Genomic DNA, 20212 nt, shown 5'->3' on the forward strand with positions numbered 1-20212 from the left:
CGTGCACAGCTTGCTGTGCGTGATGTGACTGCGTGCCTTTTGAAGAATGAGCCTGCGAGTTATGGTGTGTGGCGAGGTTAACCCGTGTGGGGGAGCCGTAGGGAAACCGAGTCTGAATAGGGCGTTTGAGTCGCCTGCTGTAGACCCGAAGCGGAGTGATCTAGGCATGGGCTGGTTGAAGCGTGGGTAAGACTGCGTGGAGGACCGACCCCACCTGGGTTGAAAACCTGGGGGATGACCTGTGTTTAGGGGTGAAAGGCCAATCAAACTCCGTGATAGCTGGTTCTCCCCGAAATGCATTTAGGTGCAGCGTCGCGTGTTTCTTGCCGGAGGTAGAGCACTGGATGGCCGATGGGCCCGACAAGGTTACTGACGTCAGCCAAACTCCGAATGCCGGTAAGTGAGAGCGTGGCAGTGAGACTGCGGGGGATAAGCTCCGTAGTCGAGAGGGAAACAGCCCAGACCACCGACTAAGGCCCCTAAGCGTGTGCTAAGTGGGAAAGGATGTGGAGTCGCAGTGACAACCAGGAGGTTGGCTTAGAAGCAGCCACCCTTGAAAGAGTGCGTAATAGCTCACTGGTCAAGTGATTCCGCGCCGACAATGTAGCGGGGCTCAAGTGCACCGCCGAAGTCGTGGCATTCACACATTGAGCCTGGCAGCGTGAGCTGTCTGGGTGTGTGGATGGGTAGGGGAGCGTCGTGCGGCCGGCGAAGCAGCCGAGTGATCGAGTTGTGGAGGCCGTGCGAGTGAGAATGCAGGCATGAGTAGCGAATCAGAAGTGAGAAACTTCTGCGCCGGATGACCAAGGGTTCCTGGGCCAGGCTAATCCGCCCAGGGTAAGTCGGGACCTAAGGCGAGGCCGACAGGCGTAGTCGATGGACAACGGGTTGATATTCCCGTACCCGTGGTGATGCGCCCATATCGAATCCAGTGATACTAAGGGTCCTTAACTCGATCGTCCCTTCGGGGATGGTGTCAGAGTGAACGCCTGGCCTGATCTGGTAGTAGGTAAGCGATGGGGTGACGCAGGAAGGTAGCCCATCCCAGGCGATGGTAGTCCTGGGGTAAGCAGGTAGGGAGAGAGGTAGGCAAATCCGCCTCTCATGTATCCTGAGATGTGATGCCGAGCCGATTGTGGCGAAGTGGGTGATCCTATGCTGCCGAGAAAAGCCTCTAGCGAGCATCAGTGCGGCCCGTACCCGAAACCGACTCAGGTGGTCAGGTAGAGAATACCAAGGCGATCGGGTGAACTGTGGTTAAGGAACTCGGCAAATTGCCCCCGTAACTTCGGGAGAAGGGGGGCCTTCGCTGGTGACGGGACTTGCTCCCCGAGCTGGTGGGGGCCGCAGTGGCCAGGGGGAAGCGACTGTTTACTAAAAACACAGGTCCGTGCGAAGTCGTAAGACGATGTATACGGACTGACGCCTGCCCGGTGCTGGAACGTTAAGGGGACCGGTTAGCGGGCGCAAGCCTGCGACGCTGAGAACTTAAGCGCCAGTAAACGGCGGTGGTAACTATAACCATCCTAAGGTAGCGAAATTCCTTGTCGGGTAAGTTCCGACCTGCACGAATGGCGTAACGACTTCCCCGCTGTCTCAACCGCAGACCCGGCGAAATTGCACTACGAGTAAAGATGCTCGTTACGCGCAGCAGGACGGAAAGACCCCGGGACCTTCACTACAGCTTGACATTGGCGTTTGGAGCGTCTTGTGTAGGATAGGTGGGAGACTATGAGGCTCGGACGCTAGTTCGGGTGGAGTCATTGGTGAAATACCACTCTGGTCGTTTTGAACGTCTAACTTCGGTCCGTGATCCGGATCAGGGACAGTGTCTGGTGGGTAGTTTAACTGGGGCGGTTGCCTCCTAAAGGGTAACGGAGGCGCCCAAAGGTTCCCTCAGCCTGGTTGGCAATCAGGTGTCGAGTGTAAGTGCACAAGGGAGCTTGACTGTGAGACCGACGGGTCGAGCAGGAGCGAAAGCTGGGACTAGTGATCCGGCGGTGGCATGTGGAAGCGCCGTCGCTCAACGGCTAAAAGGTACCCCGGGGATAACAGGCTGATCTTCCCCAAGAGTCCATATCGACGGGATGGTTTGGCACCTCGATGTCGGCTCGTCGCATCCTGGGGCTGGAGTAGGTCCCAAGGGTTGGGCTGTTCGCCCATTAAAGCGGTACGCGAGCTGGGTTTAGAACGTCGCGAGACAGTTCGGTCCCTATCCGCTGCGCGCGCAGGAGACTTGAAAGGGGCTGTCCCTAGTACGAGAGGACCGGGACGGACGAACCTCTGGTGTGCCAGTTGTTCCGCCAGGAGCACGGCTGGTTGGCTACGTTCGGAAGGGATAACCGCTGAAAGCATCTAAGCGGGAAGCTCGCCTTGAGATGAGGTCTCCCACCCGTGAGGGGTAAGGCTCCCGGTAGACGACCGGGTTGATAGGCCGGAGGTGGAAGCGCAGTAATGTGTGGAGCTGACCGGTACTAATAGGCCGAGGACTTGACCTCAAAGTTTATGCTTGGTTTCTGCAGCGCTCTGTATCCTCGCCGGGTCCGGAGCAGCGCGAAACCGGGGTTCTTGCTCGCGTCCACTAGGCAATTCTGAGACAACAGGCATCTGCTTGTGTGTTTCATGGGGTTACGGCGGTTATGGCGAAGGGGAAACACCCGGTTACATTCCGAACCCGGAAGTTAAGCTCTTCAGCGCCGATGGTACTGCACTCGGGAGGGTGTGGGAGAGTAGGTCGCCGCCGGACATTTGTTGAGTGAGGGCCGCCCTTCGGGGCGGCCCTTTCTTGTTTTCGCGGGGGTGTTTCCGGGGTGTGGTCCCGGGAGCCGGGGGCGGTCCCGGGACGGGGCGGGCCGTCCTTCGATCGCGCCCTTTCTTTCGTTGCCCCGTTATCCCGGGGCTCACCTGGAGGGCGGGCTCTTCTCTGCTGTGGCGGGGGAGGCGAGGGTACGCCGGCGGAAGTCTTCGGTCAGGGACTGCGGCGCAGGGGCGGACGGCTGAGCCAGGTGGCCCAGCGCCAGAGCCATTCCAGGGGTCCTTGGCGGTAGCGGCGCAGCCAGAGTGTGGACACCAGCCATTGGGGGACGAGAACGGCTCCGGAGATCAGGAGCACCGTCGCCGAGGACCACCCGTCCGGCGAGCCACCGACGAGGCGGGTGGCGATCAGGACGAGGACCGTGGCGGACAGGTAGTTGGTCAGCGCCATTCGGCCCAGCGGCGTGAAAATTCCCTGAAGCACAGGCCTGAGCGGTGTTCTGAGCAGAAGCAGCAGGGCGCACACGTAGGCACCCGCCATCAGCAGTCCGGCGAGGGCGAACCAGGAGCTGAAACCGTCCGCACCGGCGGCCCCGGACTCGATCTGCAGCCATACGGCGGGCACCGCCCCCGTGGCGAAGACCAGACCCAGCACGGCCGGGACACGGGCCGAACGCTCGATCCGCTGGACCACAGCGTACCGGGTCAGCGCTGACCCCAGCAGGAACAGCCCGGGTACCAGCGGCACACCGTTGCTGCCGAGGACCGGCGGTAACACGATGAGGACGGCGGCGAGTCCGGCTACGGCCCGGCGCGGCAGCCAGGTCGAGGGCAGCAGCACCAGCAGGCCGACGACGGCGTAGACGGTCAGGATGTCGCCCCGCCACAGCAGGAGCATGTGAGCCAGGCCTATGGCGAGCAGCGCCAGGAGCCGGCGCAGCAGGAGCAGCCGTGGGCGGGGGACGCGATCTCCCGCGGAGTCCAGCAGCAGCGAGAAACCGATGCCGAACAGCAGAGAGAAGATCGGGAAGAAGCGCTGGTCGACGAAGAGTCCCAGGTCCAGCCAGGCGCCGTCCTGGCTCGCCGTCACCACCGGCTGGGCCGCCGCTCCGGTGCCGGCCATGTGGGCGATCGGCTTGACGTTGGCCGGCAGGATGCCGCACAGGGCGAACCCGCGGATGACGTCGAGCGCGGCGATGTGAGGGCGGGTGGCCGGGTGCGGCTTCCCCGGAGCGGTGGCGGGGCGCTGTGCCGGGGAGGTGCGGCTGGGCGGCCCCGGCAAGGGACCGGGAGGATGGTCGGGGGTGCTGGGCCGATGCCGGGTCTGCTGTGCCGGGGGTGGTTCTTCACGTGACATGGGGACACATTCTGCGAGCCCGGGCCGAGAGCGGCATGGGTCGAAAGCAGGGTTCCCGGCAGGCGGAGCCGTACTTTCGGCCGGTTCGGAGAAGAAGGATGTCGGCTTGGCCTGCCCACCCCGCTACGGGTGGTCGTGTCACCACGTTCGACGTCGACGAGTACGTCTACGGCACGCTCCGCGGCGGTACCGTGTCCCGCCCCCGTGCCCCGCCCCGGGGGCGGGACACGGGGGCCGGTGGGTCAGGGGGTGATGAACAGCGCGTCCCCGATGGTCCGTTCCCGGCCGTCGGAGGGCCGGTTGACGACCTTGTGGCCGACGACCATCGCGGTCGAGCCGCCGCCGTCGAAGTTGATGGCCTGCTTGGCGCCCAGCCAGCGCATGATCTGCGCGGCCTCCACCATCGAGGCGCCGACGGAGACGCCCGGATTGCGGCCGTCGACCGTGACCAGGATGAGCCCGCCCGACTTGTTGACGCCGACGATCGTGCGGGGGTGGCGCCGGAGCATCATGTTGACCGAGGCGTGCCCGTCGGCCGCCGCGCTGATCCGGACCCGGCCGTTCCTGAGCAGGCCGACCCCGCCGCCCATCACGTACGTCTGGGGGGTGAGCCGTACGGCTCTTCCCGTTCGCAGGTCGATGACCTTGGTGATGAGCTTCATGGTCCAGGTCTCCCAGGCGTGCTCGTGCAGCCAGTCGGCCATGACGCCGGTACCGTGGAGCACGTAGTGCCCGCGGGGGACGACGCCGCCGGCGGCGCGGGCCTTCACGATCCTGCCCTGGGCGTCGACGACGACCTCGGAGCCGCCGTCCGCGGCGGTCTTGGCGCCGAACTCCTCGGTGTAGAGGACCAGCTCGTCCGCGGCGGCGGCTCTGTTGACCCCCTTGACCTCGACCTTCGTCCCGTCGGAGGAGACCGCGGTGACCGCCGACCGCAGTTCGGTGATCCAGGCCTTCCTGCCGGTGATGACGAGCCCGCTCCGGCCCGGCGTCCCCTCGCTGAGGAGCTTCCCGCCCACCACCGAGACGCCCACGGGGTCGCCCTGGAGCGCCCTGGCGGTGTGGATGTTGAAGAAGCCGCCGTTGACGCCCGCGATGGCCTTGTTGAGCTTGGACATCGAAGAGGTCGTCTCGCGCTTGGCCACGCTGGTGCCGACGCTGGTCCGGTAGGAACCCTTGAAGACCTTCGGGTCGACCATCACCACCCGCATGTCCCACGGGCCGGTGGTCTGGTCGCCGTCGTCACCGAGGAAGTCGGTCTTGGCGCGGATCCCGGCGGCCTTGAGCTCCTTGACGACCTTGTCGGCCTTGGCCCGCTGCTTGAACGTCCACAGCCCGATCCGCACCATGTAGCGCTCGACGGGGGGAGCGTCCGCGGCGGCGGGCTGCACGATCCTCAGGACGCTCGGGGTGAAACCGGCCGACTCGGCCTCGGCGGCCTTCGCCTGGGCGGTGGTCAGCGGGCCGTTGTCGTGCCCGTTGGGCATCAGCAGGGAGACGGTCCAGCCCTGGGTGGGCGTGCCGTGCGTCACGCTGAAGAGGTCGACCCCGGGAGCCACCGCGCGCTGGTTCTTGACCGGCGCCCCGGGCTCGCCGAGCGGGAACGCCGAGGAGGGGAAGGCGGCCCCCGCCTGCTCGGCTTCCGCCGGAATCGCCGTGGCCGCGATCGCCACGGCCGTGAGCCCGACGATGAGACGTCGTGACATGTATATCTCTCCCCGTTGGTGACCTGACTTCGGTGCACCATGGTGCCGAGATCTACCTGTCATTGACGGTGAAACGCAGGAAAGAGCCGGAGAAAGTGATGTTTCTGGTATGAGATCACACGTATCCGCGCCATCGACGGCCGATACGGGGCGGACGCCGGGGTCTCAGGAGCGCGGGACGTCCCTGCGGAAGGACTCCAGCGCCAGCAGCGCGACGTGGAGGGAGAGGCAGGTCTCGACGTCGTCCAGATCGGCGTCGAGGATGCGCTCCAGGCGCCGGAGCCGGTCGTAGAAGGCGGGACGGGACAGGTGGGCCTTCTGGGCCGCGACCGCCTTGTTGCGCCCGGAGTCCAGGTAGACGCGGAGGATCCGGGCCAGGTCGCCGCCGCGCTGGGCGTCGTGGGCCAGCAGGGGGCCGAGCTCGCGCTCGGCGAAGGTCTGCAGCCGGGCGTCGTCGCGCAGCAGGTGGAGCAGGCCGCGCAGGTGCAGGTCGGGCAGGCGGTAGAAGGCCCGCCCGTCGGGCTGCCGGACGGCGACGTCGGCGACCTGCTCGGCCTCGAGGAAGCTGCGCCGTACGTCGCGGACGGTTTCGACGACCGAACCGGCGGCGAGCACGAACGGCACGGTGAAGGCGGCGCGCAGGCGGTCGGAGAGCGTGGTCAGCGTGGGCTCGGCCAGGGCGCGCGGGGGCAGGGGGAGCAGGACGCCGACGCGGTTCTGGTCCAGGGCTCCGACCAGGGCGGGGAAGCGGGCGGCGCGGCAGGCCGCGGCGGCGGCGTCGGCGAGTTCGACGAGCCTGGCGAGTTGCTCCGGGCCGTCCGGGGGGTTCTCGGGCGCTTCGGCGAGGCGGAGCACCACGCTGATCAGCTTGCGGCCGGTGAGCGGTACGCCGACCGCGCGGGCGCGGGCCGCGGCCTCGTCGGGATCGGCGTAGGCGTGGCTGAGGATGCCGGAGATGATCGTGCCGTGGGCCTGCCGTTCCAGGGACTCCTGGTGCCGCTCCAGCAGGCGGCCCAGGGCCAGCGTGGTGGCGGCGCGCTCGGCGAGCACGATGTCGCGGGGACCCGGCTCGGCCTCGCAGAGCAGCATCAGCCTGCCCCAGTCCTGGCCCCGGGCGCCGACCATGGTGACCAGCCAGCCGGAGGCGGTGTCGTAGGAGGTGCGCTGATCGGAGGTGACGGCGCGGGAGCGGCTCTCCCAGCTGGACAGCAGGGTGCGGGTGTCCTGCCCGGCGGACTCGCAGGCGAGCACCTGGTGGGCGAGGTTCTCGAGCAGCACCGGCCGGCCGGAGAGGCGGGAGACCTGGGCGAGGATCTCCGCGGGGGAGGCGCCCTCGACGGAGAGGGCGGTGAAGACCTCGTGGAGCTGTTCCGAGGCGCGCAGCTCCTCCAGCTGCCGGTCGATGATCCGGGCGTGCACCGCCTCGGTGATCTGCACGAACGGGGTCTCGCGGGCCAGTGTGACCAGCGGCAGGCCGTGCTCCTCGGCGGCGGCCACCACCGACCTGGGGAGTTCCCCGATGAACTTGCGGCCCAGCTCCACGATCAGCCCGGCCGCGCCGACGGCCGCCAGGCCGGTGATGTAGCCGGTGAGCTTGTCGGGGTCGTCGGGCAGGGCGATGCCGGTGGTGAGCACCAGTTCGCCGCCGTGCAGCAGGTGGGCGATGTCGGTGACCTCGCCGACGTGGACCCAGCGCACTCGCGTGTCCAGCCGGTCGGCGCCCGCGACGACCCGCGGGTTCCCCCGGCGGACGGTGTCCAGGGCGAGCACATCGGCGATGGTGGGCAGCACGAACCGAGAATAACCGATCAATGTGTAAATATGCCTGCTTGACGTTTTACGTTATGTCCGCGACTCCCTGTCGATCCCGGTGAGGGGGCCGACGTCCCGCGCCAGGCGCGCCCTCAGCCCGTCGAGCAGGCAGGTGAGACCGAAGTCGAAGCCGACCGCGCGGGTGACGTCCGCGTCTTGGGCGCGGTATCTCTCATGGCGGCTGATGAGGTCGGGGTGGTCGCGGGCCGCCCGGCGCACCGTCTCGTGCAGGGCTTCCGCCAGCTCTTCGCCGCTGAGCCCGGAGCGGTCCACCATGCTCCGCCAGGCGATCTCGGGTGCGGTGGCGCCGAGGACGTAGGAGAGCAGGGCGGCACCCGCGTAGTCCACCTCCAGGCCGGTGAAGCCGGCCCGGCCGAAGGCGGCCGCCATGCGGGTGGACAGGCGCATGGCGTTGGGACCGAGGGACGGCCTGGTGGTGATGAGGGAGACCGCCCAGGGGTGCTTGAAGAGCGCGTCGCGCAGGCCGTACGCGAAGACCGTGACGGCGTCCTCCCACCCCGCGACCTCCGGGTCGGGCAGCGGGACCTCGCCGTAGACCTCGTCCATGACGAGTTCGAGCAGCTCTTCCTTGTGGGCCACGTGCCAGTAGATGCTGGTGGCCCCCGCGCCGAGCTTCGCGCCCAGGCGGCGCATGCTCAGCGCGTCCACCCCCTCGGCGTCGAGCAGCTCCATCGCGGTGCGGACGATCTGCCCGCGGCTGAGCGTCGGGCTCTTGGAGGTCCTGGGCTCGCGGGTCCAGACCGAGTCGATGGGCTGCTGCACCCTTCCAGCATAAATGCACTCGCACACCGTGCGATTTTTGTCGTACAGTGTGCGAGTGAAATCGAACACTGTACGAGAAGAGCGTGATCCGCGGCGCTGGTGGATCCTCGGGGTCCTGTGCCTGAGCCTGCTGGTCCTGGTGGTGGACAACACCGTCCTGAACCTGGCGATCCCGTCCCTGATGACCGATCTCGGCGCGGGACCGGCGGACATCCAGTGGATCCTGGACGCCTACATCCTGGTCTTCGCCGGTCTGCTGCTCACCGCGGGCAGCCTCTCCGACCGGTACGGCCGCAGGCGCTTCCTGATCATCGGCCTGATCCTGTTCGGCGGGGCCTCGCTGGTCGCCGTGGTGGTCACCGAACCCTGGCAGCTCATCGCGGCCCGCGCGCTGATGGGCGTCGGCGGCTCCATCCTGATGCCGAGCACACTGTCGATCCTGATCACCGTCTTCGACGAGAGCGAGCGCCGCAAGGCCATCGCGGCGTGGAGCGCGGTGGCGATGGTCGGGGTGATCGCCGGTCCCACGCTGGGCGGTTTCCTGCTGGAGCACTACTGGTGGGGGTCGATCTTCCTGCTGAACGTGCCCGTCGCGGTGGTGGCCGCCGCGGCGGCGGTCGTGCTGATGCCCGAGTCGCGCGGCCCGGCGCGGCGGCTGGACCCGGCCGGCGTGGTCCTGTCCACCACGGGCATGAGCGCGCTGGTCTTCGTGGTCATCTCCCTGCCCTCCGAGGGGCTGACCGGAGGCCCGGTGCCGGCCGTCGCGGCACTGGCCGCGCTCGCGCTCGGCGCCTTCGTGCTCTGGGAGCGCCGCTCCGACCATCCCATGCTGCCGCTGGAGCTCTTCCGCGACCGCAACTTCAGCGGGGCGTCGTTCTCGATCGTGCTGATGTCGTTCGGCACCGGCGCGCTGCTGCTGATGCTCACCCAGTACCTGCAGTTCGTGCTGGGCTACGACCCGATGAAGGCGGGACTCGCGCTACTGCCGTACGCGGTGGCCGCGGCGCTGTTCAACGCGGTCGGCGCCGGACTGGGGCAGAAGGTCAGCAACCGGGCGCTCATCGCGGCCGGGCTGGGCGTCATGGGCCTCGGCTTCGGAGTGCTCGCCTTCCTGTCCGCCGGCAGCGGGTACGGCACGCTGATCGCCGGCCTCATGGTCATGGGCGTCGGCGGCGGTCTCGCGGGACCGGCGGCCTACGCGACGCTGATGGGTGCGGTGCCGCCCGCCCACGCGGGGGTCGGCTCGGCGCTGAACGACACCGTCCAGCAGGTCGGTATGGCGCTGAGCGTCGCCGTGCTCGGCAGCGTGCTCGCCGGGGTCTACACCTCGTCGATGCCCGCCGGGGCGCCGGCCGCCGCGCGCGAGTCCATCGCGGGCGCCGCCCTGCTGGGGGACCCGGCCCTGATGGGGACCGCGCGGGAGGCGTTCGTCTCGGCCATGTCCTTCGGCTCCTGGGTCGGCATCGGCTTCTGCGCCGCGGCCGCGGCCCTGGCCCTGGCGGTGGTCCGTCCCGCGCCGAGGGCGGGGGCCCGGGCCGAGGCGGAAGGGGAGGAGCAGGGGGTGGGCGCGGGGTTTACACCCTGACGGGCGACCGCCGGTTTCCCCGACAGTCTGCCGGTAGGAGCGGTGAGCGCGGGCAGGGATACTCGATGCATGTCGGACCTTCTCGCGCGTCACCGGGCGGTCATGCCCAACTGGCTGGCCCTCTACTACAACGAGCCCATCGAGATCGTCGGCGGCAAGGGCAACCGGGTCGTCGACGCGTCGGGGAAGACCTACCTGGACTTCTTCGCGGGCATCCTGACCAACATGATCGGCTACGACGTGCCCGAGGTGCGCGAGGCCGTCGAGCGGCAGCTCGCCACCGGCGTGGTGCACACCTCCACCGTCTACCTGCTCCGCGGGCAGGTCGAGCTGGCGGAGAAGATCGCCCGGCTCTCCGGCATCGAGGACGCGAAGGTCTTCTTCACCAACTCCGGCACCGAGGCGAACGAGACGGCGCTGCTGCTGGCCACCTACGCGCGCAGGTCCGACCAGGTGCTCGCCATGCGGCAGAGCTACCACGGCCGCAGCTTCGGCGCGGTCGGCGTGACGGGCAACCGGGCGTGGAAGAACAACTCGCTCTCGCCGCTGAACGTGCACTTCCTGCACGGCGCGGACCGGCACCTCGCCCAGTTCCGCGGCATGTCGGACGCCGACTACATCGCGGCCTGCGTCGAGGACCTGCGCCACGTGCTCGCCACCGCCGCCGGCGGCGACGTCGCCGCGCTGATCGCCGAGCCGATCCAGGGCGTGGGCGGGTTCACCATGGCGCCCGACGGGTTGTTCGCGGCCTACAAGGAGGTCCTGGACGCCGAGGGGATCCTGTTCATCTCCGACGAGGTGCAGACCGGCTGGGGCCGTACCGGTTCGGCGTTCTTCGGCATCCAGGACCACAGGGTCACGCCGGACATGATGACCTTCGCCAAGGGGCTCGGCAACGGCTTCGCGGTCGGCGGCGTCGTCGCCCGCGGCGAGCTGATGGACGCCCTGCACGCGACCGGCCTGGCCACCTTCGGCGGCAACCCGGTCTCCATGGCCGCGGCCAACGCGACCCTCGACTACGTGCTCGACCACGACCTGCAGGCGAACGCGGCCCGGACCGGCGCGCTGATCATCGACGGCCTGCGCGAGGCCGCGCCCCGCCTGCCGATCGTCGGGGACGTGCGCGGCAAGGGCCTGATGTTCGCCGTCGAGCTGGTCGACCCGGCCACCGGCGCGCCCGCCCCGGCGCTCGCGGCCCGGTTCATGGAGGAGAGCAGGAAGGCGGGTCTGCTCGTGGGCAAGGGCGGCCTGTACGGCAACGTGCTGCGCATGGCCCCGCCGCTCACCCTGACGGCGGAGGAGGCCGCCGAGGGCCTCGGGATCGTCGTCGCCGCGCTCGAGACCGTCGCCGCGGAGGTCGCCGCGCCGTAGGCGCGCAGGCAGGACGCCGCACACGGGCAGGACGCCGCACGCCGGTACGCGGGAGCGCCGTGCCGGACAGGCGTGCGGGAGGCATCGCGCCGCAGGGCGCGGGAGGAGGCGCGCCGCAGGGCGCGCAGGGAGCACGGGATCGTGAAGAACGTCACTCACTGGATCAACGGAACCGCCGTCGAGGGCGCCGGCCGCACGGCGGACATCTTCGACCCGGCCAGGGGCGAGGTCGCCGGGCGGGTACGGCTCGCCTCGGCCGCCGAGGTCGACGCGGCCGTGGCGGCGGCCGCCGCGGCCCACCCCGGCTGGCGGGACACCTCGCTGGTGAAGCGGTCGCAGGTGCTGTTCCGCTTCCGCGAGCTGGTGCACGCCCACCGCGACGAGCTCGCCGCGCTGATCAGCGCCGAGCACGGCAAGGTCCACTCCGACGCGCTGGGCGAGGTCGCCCGGGGGCTGGAGGTCGTGGAGTTCGCCTGCGGCGTCCCGCACCTGCTCAAGGGCGGCTTCTCCGAGGGCGTCTCCACACGGGTCGACTCCTACTCGATCCGCCAGCCGCTGGGCGTGGTCGCCGGGATCACCCCGTTCAACTTCCCGGCCATGGTCCCGATGTGGATGTTCCCCGTCGCGATCGCCTGCGGCAACACCTTCGTGCTCAAGCCGTCGGAGCGCGACCCGTCGGCCTCGCTGCTGCTGGCCCGGCTCTGGACGGAGGCGGGACTGCCGGACGGGGTCTTCAACGTGGTCCAGGGGGACAAGGAGGCGGTGGACCGGCTGCTGGAGCACCCGGACGTCAAGGCCGTCTCGTTCGTCGGCTCGACCCCGGTCGCCCGCCACGTCTACGAGACCGGGACCGCCGCCGGCAAGCGGGTCCAGGCGCTCGGCGGGGCCAAGAACCACATGCTGGTCCTGCCCGACGCCGACCTCGACCTCGTCGCCGACTCCGCGGTCTCGGCGGGCTTCGGCTCGGCCGGCGAGCGCTGCATGGCGATCTCCGTCGTGCTGGCGGTGGACCCGGTCGGCGACGAGCTCGTGGAGAAGATCGTCTCCCGGGTGGGGAAGCTGACCGTCGGCCCCGGTGACGACCCCCGCTCCGAGATGGGCCCGCTGGTCACCGCCGCCCACCGCGACAAGGTGGCCTCCTACCTGGAGGTGGGCGTCGCCGAGGGCGCGGAGCTGGTGGTGGACGGCAGGCTGACGCCGGTCCTGGGCGGCGGCGCCGCGGCGGAGACCCCCGGCTTCTGGCTCGGGCCCACCGTGCTCGACCGCGTCCCGCCCGGATCCCGGGTGCACACCGAGGAGATCTTCGGCCCGGTGCTGGCGGTGGTGCGGGTCTCCTCCTACGAGGAGGGCCTGGCGCTGATCAACGGGGGCGAGTACGGCAACGGCACCGCGATCTTCACCAACGACGGCGGCGCCGCCCGGCGCTTCCAGAACGAGGTGGAGGCCGGCATGGTCGGCATCAACGTGCCGATCCCGGTGCCGACGGCGTTCTACAGCTTCGGCGGCTGGAAGGCCTCGCTCTTCGGGGACACGCACGTCCACGGCACCGAGGGCGTGCACTTCTACACCCGGGGCAAGGTCGTCACCTCGCGCTGGCTCGACCCGAGCCACGGCGGGGTCAACCTCGGCTTCCCGACCAGCGTGTAGTCCCCGGCGGTCCTCCCGGCCCGCGACGGGGCCGCGGCCGGTAGGCTCCGAGCAGGTCGGCAGCGGCGTTCGAGGGGGCATCGTGGGTAGGGACCGGCTCCGCCGTACGAGGCTGGCGGGGATGGCGGGCACGGGTCTCCTGGCGCTCGCGGCCTGCGCCGGCACGGGGTCGCCGGCCGTCCGGCTCGCGGCCGGTCCGGCGGTGACGCCCGCGGCCCCGGCGACGCCCAGTGTGACGGCCACCGCGAAGCCCACCGGCTCGCCTGCCGCGAGCCCCTCGCCCTCGCCCTCGGCGTCGATCGGCGAGTCGGAGGGCACCCTGCGCGTGCTGGCGCTGCAGGGCCGCGTCGAGTACGGCGGGACGAGCACGAAGGTCGACTGGGTCACCCCGTACGAGAAGCGGACCGGATGCCGGGTCGTGGCGCTGGACCGGGTGCGGACGGGCGAGGAGATGGCCGCCAGGTTCGAGGACGGCTCCTACGACGTCGTCTCGCCTCCGCCGGAGCTGGCCGGGGCGCTCATGGCCGGCGGAAGCGTCGCGCCGGTGGACACCTCGCTGATCGAGGCGTACGACGACATCCCCGGGTGGCTGCGCGAGCTGCCCGGGCTGCGCCGGAAGGACGAGGTCTACGGCGTCCCCTACCTGTGGGGGGTCAACCGGGTCGTCCACGCCGGGTCCCGCGACGGTGCCCGTGACGGCGGCTACGACGGTCCCGGAGACCTCTACACGACCAGTCCCGTGGCGATCAGGGACGACCCGCTGAGCATCGCCGACGCCGCGCTGGCGCTCGCCGGGGCCGGGCGGGACCTGGACGTCTCCGACCCGTTCCAGCTCACCCCCGCCCAGCTCGACGCGGCGGTCGGGCTGCTCGCCGAGCGGGACGGGCCGGACCGGGTCTACTGGAAGGACCCGGTCGAGGTGGTCCGGGCGGTCGCGGGCGGCTCCGTGCGCCTGGCCCAGGCCTGGCCGTACCACGCCGACCTCTTCGAGCGCGCGGGCAGGCCGCTGGAGACGTTCGGCAAGGCGCCGGCGACCGGCTGGGCCGACTCCTGGATGATCTCCGCCGCCGCCGCGAGCCCGAACTGCGCCTACAAATGGCTCGACTGGATGAGCTCCGCCGAGGCGCAGCGGTGGGCCGCCGCCTGGACCGGGCTGGCTCCGGCCAACCCCGAGGCCTGCACGGGCCGCGCCCGCCACGTCTGCGACGTCCACGACGCCCGGGACGGGAAGCGGCCGGAGGGGGTTTTCTTTGCCGTTCGCCCATCGCGCGATTGCGGCGGCGTGGGCGGGGAATGCACTGACTACGCCGATTGGGCGAGCCGTTGGAAGGCCCTCGTGAAGTAGACGGGGACTTCCCGGTCGGCGATTGACGAGCCGCGGGCGCTGTCCGGTTCCCCCGCCGGGCGCGCCTGCTTCAGGGGCGCTCCCGCGTGCTTCCCCCGGCACCGGGGCGCCCCGCTCCCTGTCCGGACGACACCCGCGCCGGAGCGCCCGGACCTGCTCCCGGACTCCCTGCCCGGGCCGGACGCCCGGATCACGACGGTTTTCGCGGTGATCACCATTTTCAACCGTGGATTCGGTGGGAAAACTCCGCCCCCGCTATCGACTGGTCGACCAGTCAGTGGATAGAGTCCCGCCATGAGAATCCTTCTTGTGGGGGCCGGCGGCGTCGGCTCCGCCGTCGTCCCGATCGCCGCGCGCCGAGATTTCTTCGAACACATCGTGGTGGCGGACTCTAAACAGAGCCGGGCCGCCGAGGTCGTGGCCAAGATCGGAGACCCGCGTTTCAGCGCCGTCGCGCTGGACGCCTCCGACCAGGGAGCGGTCGAGGCCGCTCTCACCGAGCATCGCTGCGACGTGCTCTTCAACGCGGTGGACCCGCGCTTCACCATGCCGCTGTTCCGGGCCGCGCTGAACACCGGGGCGCGCTACCTGGACATGGCGATGTCGCTGTCGCGCCCCCATCCGCTCCGGCCGTACGAACTGCCGGGCGTGAAGCTGGGCGACGAGCAGTTCGCCCTCGACGGCGAGTGGCGGGCCAGGGGCTCCCTGGCGCTGGTGGGCATGGGCGTGGAGCCGGGCCTGGCCGACGTCTTCGCCCGCTACGCCGCCGACCACCTGTTCTCGAGCATCGACGAGATCGGCGTCCGCGACGGGTCCAACCTGGTGGTGGACGGCTACGACTTCGCGCCGACCTTCTCCATCTGGACGACCATCGAGGAGTGCCTCAACCCGCCGGTGGTCTGGGAGGACGGGGCCTGGCGCACCACCGAGCCGTTCAGCGAGCCGGAGGTGTTCGACTTCCCCGAGGGCATCGGCCCCGTGGAGTGCGTGAACGTCGAGCACGAGGAGGTCCTGCTCGTGCCGCGCTGGATCGACGCCCGGCGGGTGACGTTCAAGTACGGCCTCGGCGAGGAGTTCATCAGCGTGCTGAAGACCCTGCGCAAGCTCGGCCTGGACAGCGCTGACAAGATCAAGGTGGGCGGGGTCGAGGCCTCGCCGCGCGACGTGGTCGCGGCCAGGCTGCCCGATCCGGCCACCCTCGGCGACCGGATGCGCGGCAAGACCTGCGCCGGCACCTGGGTGAAGGGCGTCGGCAAGGACGGCGAGCCGCGCGAGGTCTACCTGTACCACGTGGTCGACAACGAGTGGTCCATGAGCGAGTACGGCTGCCAGGCCGTGGTCTGGCAGACGGCCGTGCACCCCGTGGTCGCGCTGGAGCTGCTGGCCACCGGCGTGTGGTCGGGCACGGGTGTGCTCGGGCCGGAGGCGTTCGACGCCGTGCCGTTCCTGGAGCTGCTCAACGCCTACGGCTCGCCGTGGGGGATGCGCGACGAGGCGAAGGTCGAGCCGATCCGCGAGCCCGTGGAGAGCCGCGAGGTGCTGCTCTCCGCCTGACCGCCCGCACGTGATCGCCCGAGGGGCGGCCTCCGGACCTCCGGAGGCCGCCCCTCGTCGTCTCCACGGAAGCGGCTCGCGCCGGGGCCGTTCACCTGGGCCGTTCACCTGCGCCGTTCCTGCGGCGGTCATCGGGCGCGCTGCTTTATGTCACTAAATCAAGACATATGTTACGAAAAGCGAACATATGTGTCGTCAATTGTTATGGCACTTGCTCTGGCCCGCCCCTCGGGCGCAGGTATGGTTTCGCTTATCCCGGACTAAATCCCTTAACCCGGTACAAACCGTGCGTTAATGGCGATTTTGGCGTGCTCGGTTATCGGGCCGCCCGACGCCCCGCGCACTCCCGCACGTTCCCCGAGGGGAGGATGATGGGCGCCTACCTGTTCAAACGGCTGGTCAGCAATGTGCTGCTGGTGGCGATCGCCGCGAGCATGGCCTACTTCCTCGCCGCGACGAGCCTGAACCCGCGCTACAAGTACGAGGGCCGTCAGCCGCCGGTGGCCGAGGCCGTCATCGACGCGACGCTGGAGCAGTACAACCTCAACGACAAGACGCCGGTCTTCCAGCGCTACGTCACCTGGGTCGCCGGAGTCGCCACGGGCGACCTGGGCAGGACCTGGGACGGCAAGCCGGTCAACGAGGAACTGGGCCGCCGGGTCGGGGTGAGCCTGCGGCTGCTGCTGGTCGGCACGATCCTCGGGGCCGCGGTCGGGGTGAGCGTCGGCGCCTACGCCGCGGTCAAGCAGTACAGGATCAGCGACCGGGCGATCGGGGTGGGCGCGTTCGTCGTCATGGCGATCCCCGTCTTCGTGCTCGCCACGCTCCTCACCGTCGCCGCGGCCGGGCTCAACGGCGTCCTGGGCTTCACCCTCCTGGAGTACACCGGCGAGTACAACCCGGCACTGAGCGGCTGGGAGCAGCTCACCAACCGGCTCAACCACCTGATCCTGCCGACGATCTCCCTCACCCTCGGTCAGATCGCCTACTACAGCCGGATCCAGCGGAACATGATGCTCGACGTACTGGGCCAGGACTTCATCCGCACCGCCCGCGCCAAGGGGCTCAGCCGCAGGAACGCGCTGTTCAGGCACGCGCTGCGGACCTCGCTGGTCCCCGTCGCGACCTACTTCGCCTTCTCGTTCGGCACGATGCTGACCGGCGCGACCTTCACCGAGAAGATCTTCGGCTGGCACGGCATGGGCGCCTGGCTGGTCGACTCGATCCAGAGCCACGACGTCAACTCGGTCGCCGCGGTGAGCCTGTTCGCCGCCGTCTGCGTCCTGGTCGCGGGCTTCCTGTCGGACCTGATCGTGTCCGCCATCGACCCCCGGGTGCGGGTGAGCTAGGGATGCGTTCCAAGATCGTTCTTGCCCGCATGCTGCGGAACCCGCAGTCCCGCTACGGCCTGCTGGCGCTGGCCCTGCTCCTGCTGCTGGCCTACGCCGGCCCCTTCCTCAGCCCGCACGACTGGACCGACAAGGACTTCCTGGCCTTCATGGAGCCGCCCTCGTTCGACGAGGACGGCCACTGGTGGGGCACCACCCAGATCGGCCAGGACGTCTACGCGGTCACACTGCGCGGCATGCAGAAGTCGATCGTCATCGGCTTCCTCGTCGCGCTCTTCTCCACCGGCCTGGCCGCCCTGGTCGGCGCCACCGCCGGCTACGTCGGCGGCTGGGTGGACAAGGCCCTGATGTGGGCGACGGACCTGCTGCTCGTGCTGCCGAGCTTCCTGATCATCGCGATCGTCTCGCCCCGGCTCAAGGGCGGATCCTGGCTCTGGTTCGTGGTCCTGCTCGCGCTCTTCTCCTGGATGATCACCTCCCGGATGGTGCGGAGCATGACGCTCTCCCTGCGGGAGCGCGAGTTCGTGGCGGCCGCGCGGTACATGGGCATCCCCGCCTGGAAGATCATCCTGCGGCACATCCTGCCGAACATCTCCTCACTTCTGATCATCGACGCCACGCTCAACGTCAGCGCGGCGATCATCGGCGAGGCGGCGCTGTCGTTCTTCGGCTTCGGCATCCAGCCGCCCGACGTCTCGCTCGGCACGCTCATCGCGGACGGCAGCGCCAAGGCCATCGGCTACCCGTGGCTCTTCGCCTTCCCGGCGGGCCTGCTCGTGCTGCTCGTCCTCAGCGTCAACCTCGTCGGCGACGGCCTGCGCGACGCCCTCGACCCGGGGAGCAACCAGTGAACGAGCCGACCACCGGGCGCGGCGCGCCCGTCCTCGAGGTCAGCGACCTCAACGTCACCTTCCGCGGCGGCGTCAAGGCCGTGCGCGGCGTGAGCTACCGGCTCGACCGGGGCGAGATCCTCGGCATCGTCGGCGAGTCGGGTTCCGGCAAGTCGGTGACCTCGCTCGCCGTGATGGGCCTGCTCCCGGAGGGCGCCGAGGTCAGCGGCTCGGTGCGGCTGCACGGCCGGGAACTGATCGGTGCGCCGGAGGAGGAGCTGACCCGGCTCCGCGGCAAGGGCATCGGCATGATCTTCCAGGACCCGCTCTCCGCCTTCACCCCGGTCTACACGATCGGCGACCAGATCGCCGAGGCCGTGCGCGTGCACCAGAAGGTGAGCGGGGACGCCGCCGCCAAGCGGGCGGTGGAGCTGCTCGACCTGGTCGGCATCCCGCACCCGCACGCGCGGGCCAAGGCGTTCCCGCACGAGTTCTCCGGGGGCATGCGCCAGCGCGCGATGATCGCCATGGCCATCGCCAACGACCCCGACGTGCTGATCTGCGACGAGCCGACCACCGCGCTCGACGTGACGATCCAGGCGCAGGTGCTGGAGGTCCTCAAGACCGCGCAGCGGGAGACCGGCGCCGCGATCGTCATGATCACCCACGATCTCGGCGTGGTCGCCGGGCTGGCCGACCGGGTGCTGGTGATGTACGCCGGAAAGCCGGTCGAGCTGGGCGCCGTGGACGAGATCTACTACCGCCCGCGCATGCCGTACACGATGGGCCTGCTCGCCTCGATCCCGCGGATGGACCGGCCGACCGCGCGGCTGATCCCGATCGAGGGCAACCCGCCGTCGCCCGCGGCCCTCCCGCCGGGGTGCCCGTTCGCGCCGCGCTGCCCGCTCAGGGTCGACGCGTGCGACGACGCCGAGCCGGAACTGGAGCGGATCGGCGCCGGCGGCCGAATGGCGGCGTGCATCCGCGCGCACGAGATCGACCTCAAGGGCCTGGACGGCGCGGACGTCTACCCGGTGCCGGAGCCGGCGGCCGAGGCGGAGGAGCCCGGGCCGCGCGAGGAGCGGGAGACCGTGCTCCAGGTCGGCGACCTGATCCGGCACTACCCGCTGATGAAGGGCGCGGTGTTCAAGCGCCGGGTCGGCACCGTGTACGCGGTGGACGGGATCAGCTTCGACGTCCGCGAGGGCGAGACGCTGGCCCTGGTCGGCGAGTCCGGCTGCGGCAAGACGACCACGCTCCAGCAGATCATGCAGCTGTCGGCCCCGCAGGGCGGCACGGTCGTGGTGCTCGGCAAGGACAGCGCGAAGCTCGCCAAGGCCGAGCGCAGGGGACTGCGCCAGGACCTGCAGATCGTCTTCCAGGACCCGATGGCCGCGCTCGACCCGCGCATGCCGGTCGGCGACATCCTCGCCGAGCCGCTGCGCGCGCACGGCCGCAAGGACGCCAAGGCCGTCAAGAGCAGGGTGGCCGAGCTGCTCACCCTGGTGGGCCTGGCGCCCGAGCACGCCGAGCGCTACCCGCAGCGCTTCTCCGGCGGCCAGCGCCAGCGCATCGGCATCGCCCGCGCCCTGGCGCTGGAACCGAAGCTGATCGTGCTGGACGAGCCGGTCTCGGCACTGGACGTCTCCATCCAGGCGGGCGTGATCAACCTGCTGGAGGACCTGAAGGTCCGCCTGGGCCTGTCCTACCTGTTCGTCGCGCACGACCTGTCGGTGGTCCGGCACATCGCCGACCGCGTCGCGGTCATGTACCTCGGGAAGATCGCCGAGATCGGCGAGGTCGACGAGGTGTACGGCGCGCCGGCGCACCCCTACACGCGGGCGCTGCTCTCGGCGATCCCGCTGCCCGACCCCGAGAAGGAGCGCACGCGCACGCGCATCCTGCTCGAGGGCGACCTGCCCAGCCCGGCGGACCCGCCGTCGGGGTGCAGGTTCCGCACCCGCTGCCCGAAGCGCGCCCTGCTGGGCGAGCCGGAGGCGCGCAGGTGCGCGGAGGAGGAGCCCTCCGTCGTACGGCTCGCGTCCGGCGCCGACCACGGCGCCGCCTGCCACTACCCCGAAGGCGTCGAGGCCGTCCCGGCCCCGCGTCCGTAGAGATT

Annotated in this window: 12 protein-coding genes and 2 rRNA genes (1 of these 14 running past the window's edge); 10 read left to right on the top strand and 4 right to left on the bottom strand. The window is 69.8% G+C overall.

The window, feature by feature from the left end:
* Together HS048_RS11795 and rrf are read left to right on the top strand one after the other, a co-directional pair.
* Positions 1–2498: ribosomal RNA gene (locus HS048_RS11795) — 23S ribosomal RNA — on the top strand (it extends 626 nt beyond the left edge of the window).
* Positions 2499–2629: 131 nt separating this feature from the next.
* Positions 2630–2746: ribosomal RNA gene (gene rrf, locus HS048_RS11800) — 5S ribosomal RNA — on the top strand.
* 222 nt (positions 2747–2968) lie between these two features.
* Here the strand turns inward: rrf and HS048_RS11805 are convergent.
* From HS048_RS11805 to HS048_RS11820, 4 genes are all read right to left on the bottom strand, one after another.
* Positions 2969–4111 (bottom strand): DUF418 domain-containing protein, encoded by a 1143-nt coding sequence (locus HS048_RS11805; RefSeq protein WP_196466962.1) that lies wholly within the window; start codon positions 4109–4111, stop codon positions 2969–2971.
* Positions 4112–4353: 242 nt separating this feature from the next.
* Positions 4354–5817 (bottom strand): phosphodiester glycosidase family protein, encoded by a 1464-nt coding sequence (locus HS048_RS11810; RefSeq protein ID WP_068897057.1) that lies wholly within the window; start codon positions 5815–5817, stop codon positions 4354–4356.
* A 165-nt stretch (positions 5818–5982) separates the two neighbouring features.
* Positions 5983–7608, bottom strand: a complete 1626-nt coding sequence (locus HS048_RS11815) for a PucR family transcriptional regulator ligand-binding domain-containing protein (protein ID WP_068897056.1) — start codon at positions 7606–7608, stop codon at positions 5983–5985.
* A 51-nt stretch (positions 7609–7659) separates the two neighbouring features.
* Positions 7660–8412 (bottom strand): TetR/AcrR family transcriptional regulator C-terminal domain-containing protein, encoded by a 753-nt coding sequence (locus HS048_RS11820; RefSeq protein ID WP_307832434.1) that lies wholly within the window; start codon positions 8410–8412, stop codon positions 7660–7662.
* A gap of 55 nt (positions 8413–8467) precedes the next feature.
* Between HS048_RS11820 and HS048_RS11825 the strand changes: the two genes are divergently transcribed.
* The 8 genes from HS048_RS11825 (at position 8468) to HS048_RS11860 (ending at position 20207) form a co-directional block, all read left to right on the top strand.
* Positions 8468–9997, top strand: coding sequence for an MFS transporter (locus tag HS048_RS11825; RefSeq protein ID WP_196466964.1), 1530 nt, complete (start codon positions 8468–8470; stop codon positions 9995–9997).
* Between the two features lie 69 nt (positions 9998–10066).
* Positions 10067–11368, top strand: coding sequence for an aspartate aminotransferase family protein (locus HS048_RS11830; RefSeq protein ID WP_196466965.1), 1302 nt, complete (start codon positions 10067–10069; stop codon positions 11366–11368).
* A 141-nt stretch (positions 11369–11509) separates the two neighbouring features.
* A complete protein-coding gene (locus HS048_RS11835; RefSeq protein ID WP_196466966.1) occupies positions 11510–13015 on the top strand; it encodes a CoA-acylating methylmalonate-semialdehyde dehydrogenase in 1506 nt (501 codons plus the stop codon).
* Between the two features lie 82 nt (positions 13016–13097).
* Entirely contained in the window at positions 13098–14360 is a 1263-nt protein-coding gene (locus tag HS048_RS11840) for an extracellular solute-binding protein (protein ID WP_196466967.1), read from the top strand.
* Positions 14361–14654: 294 nt separating this feature from the next.
* Positions 14655–15914 (top strand): saccharopine dehydrogenase family protein, encoded by a 1260-nt coding sequence (locus HS048_RS11845; RefSeq protein ID WP_068897052.1) that lies wholly within the window; start codon positions 14655–14657, stop codon positions 15912–15914.
* 371 nt (positions 15915–16285) lie between these two features.
* A complete protein-coding gene (locus tag HS048_RS11850; RefSeq protein WP_068897051.1) occupies positions 16286–17263 on the top strand; it encodes an ABC transporter permease in 978 nt (325 codons plus the stop codon).
* 2 nt (positions 17264–17265) lie between these two features.
* Positions 17266–18114: an ABC transporter permease gene (locus HS048_RS11855; protein ID WP_068897050.1), complete on the top strand. Its 849-nt coding sequence runs from the start codon at positions 17266–17268 to the stop codon at positions 18112–18114.
* The gene (locus HS048_RS11860; protein ID WP_196466968.1) at positions 18111–20207 is read left to right on the top strand and encodes an ABC transporter ATP-binding protein; all 2097 of its coding nucleotides are present in this window, start codon (positions 18111–18113) and stop codon (positions 20205–20207) included. The genes HS048_RS11855 and HS048_RS11860 overlap by 4 nt, the downstream gene beginning before the upstream one ends.
* The last annotated feature ends 5 nt before the right edge of the window (positions 20208–20212 follow it).

This window comes from Planomonospora sp. ID91781, assembly GCF_015711595.1.
GTDB lineage: Bacteria > Actinomycetota > Actinomycetes > Streptosporangiales > Streptosporangiaceae > Planomonospora > Planomonospora parontospora.

Excerpts from the sequence above, each read along its gene's own strand:
- HS048_RS11805 (WP_196466962.1), bottom strand. The coding sequence starts at position 4,111 with ATGTCACGTGAAGAACCACCCCCGGCACAGCAGACCCGGCATCGGCCC.
- HS048_RS11810 (WP_068897057.1), bottom strand. The coding sequence starts at position 5,817 with ATGTCACGACGTCTCATCGTCGGGCTCACGGCCGTGGCGATCGCGGCC.
- HS048_RS11830 (WP_196466965.1), top strand. The coding sequence starts at position 10,067 with ATGTCGGACCTTCTCGCGCGTCACCGGGCGGTCATGCCCAACTGGCTG.
- HS048_RS11845 (WP_068897052.1), top strand. The coding sequence starts at position 14,655 with ATGAGAATCCTTCTTGTGGGGGCCGGCGGCGTCGGCTCCGCCGTCGTC.
- HS048_RS11850 (WP_068897051.1), top strand. The coding sequence starts at position 16,286 with ATGGGCGCCTACCTGTTCAAACGGCTGGTCAGCAATGTGCTGCTGGTG.
- HS048_RS11855 (WP_068897050.1), top strand. The coding sequence starts at position 17,266 with ATGCGTTCCAAGATCGTTCTTGCCCGCATGCTGCGGAACCCGCAGTCC.